We start from the raw sequence: 1,734 nt of genomic DNA on the forward strand, positions 1-1,734 counted from the left end.
TAGCCCTGAACCGGTCCCGGGCTCAGAAGAAGTTTTACCTGCTGATGCTGTCTTGCTGGCCTTTGGTTTCCGTGCCAGCCCGGCAGACTGGTTTGGTGAGGTAGACATCCGGCTGGATGGTTCAGGTCGTGTACTTGCTGCTGAACATCAGCCATACAAATTCCAGACCTCAAATCCAAAAATCTTTGCCGGTGGGGATATGGTGAGGGGTTCCGACTTGGTGGTCACGGCCATTTGGGAGGGGCGTCAGGCTGCGGAAGGAATTCTGGATTATCTGGAAGTTTAATCCAGTTTAAAGTGATGAAGCTTATGAAAGAAAACCTGCTTGGGCAGGTTTTCTTGGTAATTGAAACAGTTACACCTGTAAATATTCTTTGTTAGAAAAAATGTACAGTGGTAAACCCGGTTTAAAACAAAATAAAAATATTTTAAAACTGCTCTTTTGGGCCTTTTTGCTAGTCAACTTAGCATTTTCGCCATAGGGAAATAGGGCGGCTGTTCACATACTGTTCAATACTTGACCAGGACAGGAACAATAACATGACTCAAGTGGCAACCCCTAAAGCCTATCAGCATCGTCTTCAGGCGATTGGTATTACAGTACGCAGACTGCAATTTAATCCGGGCGCTATCTCCAGATATTACTTTGCCAATTCTCCAGTCATGTCACATTTGTTGACTGCTTTATCTTCGACCTTCCCGTTAGGCGAGCAATTCTTTGTGCATAGCGTGCGCAATGTGCGTGATCAGGTGAAGGATGAAAAACTACAGGCTCAAATTGCAGCATTTATTGGTCAAGAAGCGATGCATTCCAAAGCACATAGCGAATTTAATGCAGCTTGGCGCCGTGATGACTATAATCTGGATCGCTTTCAGGCTTGGCTGGCCCGCAAGAACCATTATGTAAAAAGTCTGCCTCCCAAATATCAGCTGGCGATTACCTGTGCTTTTGAACATTTTACTGCCTTGTTGGGCGGCTATATTTTGCGCCATCCTGAGGTTCTAAGTACCTTAGATGAAGATGCGTTAAAACTCTGGGTCTGGCATGCAATTGAGGAGATTGAACATCGCGCAGTTGCTTTTGATGTTTATCAGCATGTTTATGCAGATGATCGGGTACGCCGTCAGATGATGCGCAGTGTCACCACCGGCTTTGCCAGTCTGACTTTTTATTCAGCCAGCCGTTTATTTTTGCAGGACAAGAAAAACAGTGTGTATAAAGTGGGCGGGAATCTATTTGGCCTGTATTTACTGCTGAAAATGGTGATTCAGCTTGCGCCTGAATACCTGGCCTATTATCGAAAGGATTTTCATCCTTCTGGTATCGATTACAGTCAGCAACTGGATTACTGGAAAGAGTATCTGGCAGAAAACTTCCAGTAAAACTGTTTAAAAGGAGAATTTTCCTACAAATCAAGTGGTGCGGGTGATGGCAGTCTCCAGTCAGCAAAAAGACCTCAGCTCCTATAAAAATTATAAAAAGTAACAAAACTTTAGAAAAAGATGTTTAAAATCAAATTAATTATCTAAAGATAAATAAAGAATTGAGGATAAAACATCATGCGTCTCATAAAACAATCGTTTATCGTCTTGATGCTGGCGGGTACATCAATGGAGTAAAAGAATTCTTTACTCAATATCTTTTAAGCCAAACAGCCAACTTGAAAAGTGTGTATTCAAGCAGACTCTATGAATTATTGATTCAATGGAGAAGTACAGGAAAAACTCCTATTA

General features: G+C 42.4%; 3 protein-coding genes. All 3 read left to right on the forward strand.

From position 1 onward, the window contains the following. Positions 1–286: FAD-dependent oxidoreductase (locus E2K52_RS14305; protein ID WP_161981145.1), on the forward strand; the 286-nt coding region annotated here is incomplete at its 5' end. A gap of 254 nt (positions 287–540) precedes the next feature. Then, on the forward strand, positions 541–1,383 hold the full coding sequence (locus E2K52_RS14310) for a metal-dependent hydrolase (RefSeq protein WP_151205669.1): 843 nt from the start codon (positions 541–543) through the stop codon (positions 1,381–1,383). A gap of 194 nt (positions 1,384–1,577) precedes the next feature. Next, positions 1,578–1,734: RepB family plasmid replication initiator protein (locus E2K52_RS14315; protein ID WP_413772996.1), on the forward strand; the 157-nt coding region annotated here is incomplete at its 3' end.

Source organism: Acinetobacter sp. RF14B (genome assembly GCF_006864105.1).
GTDB classification, from domain to species: Bacteria; Pseudomonadota; Gammaproteobacteria; order Pseudomonadales; family Moraxellaceae; genus Acinetobacter; species Acinetobacter lwoffii_C.

Excerpts from the sequence above, each read along its gene's own strand:
- E2K52_RS14310 (WP_151205669.1), top strand. The coding sequence starts at position 541 with ATGACTCAAGTGGCAACCCCTAAAGCCTATCAGCATCGTCTTCAGGCG.